Source organism: Pseudomonas sp. P5_B2, assembly GCF_056400445.1.
In genome coordinates this window covers 1-737 of the sequence record NZ_JBFULH010001306.1, presented here as the reverse complement: position 1 = coordinate 737, position 737 = coordinate 1, and the positions used below count along the sequence as shown (strand labels likewise).

The following is a 737-nucleotide window of genomic DNA, read 5'->3' as shown; positions in this document are numbered from 1 at the left end:
GATGAACTCCGGCTAAGAGCGCAGAAGTCGCGCTGTTGCGCTCACAAAAAGCAGAAGAAATACCAAGCCACTCAAGGCAATGGAAAGTGTACTTAGATGGGCGACGAAACCAATAACTGCTGGCCCTATGAGGATGCCTGCGTAGCCCATGGAAATAACTGCCGGTATTGCCACCCTTTGAGGCATACGGTTTTGGCGCCCGACTGCGGTAAAAAGAACTGGGACAATGTTCGAACAACCGATTCCGAGTAAGGCATAGCCTATCAATGATGCTGGCCATCCATCGAAACCAAGCGACACCATCATGCCAGTGGCGGCAATAACTCCTCCAAAGGCCACTACGCGCACACCGCCGAGTTTGCGCACGATCGCATCGCCTGTAAGGCGACCGACCGTCATCGTTGCGGCGAAACTGGCATAACCCAAACCCGCCAAATTGGGCTCCATTTCTCGGCTCGACACGAGGAAGACCGCGCTCCAGTCCAGCATTGCCCCTTCAGTTAAAAATACAATGAAGCACAAAGTCCCCAGCAGGAAGACGATACCTTTAGGCATCGCAAAAATTGGCCCGTCCTGTTCTGTTCCGTATGTCAGTAATGTGGGTATCGCTTTGTAGAGTGCCCCCATAACGATGGCGACGACGCATAGCACGGAAAATATTGGATCGAGACCGATACTCAGCAGTACGGTTAATGCTCCCGCGCCTAGGATGCCTCCTACGCTGTACATGCCATGGA

The 737-nt window shown here is 52.9% G+C and carries 1 protein-coding gene; it reads right to left on the bottom strand.

What is annotated here, in order from left to right:
* Window positions 1-12: 12 nt before the first annotated feature.
* On the bottom strand, window positions 13-737 hold a 725-nt coding region (locus tag AC1DRJ_RS30905), incomplete at its 5' end, for an MFS transporter (RefSeq protein ID WP_477805455.1).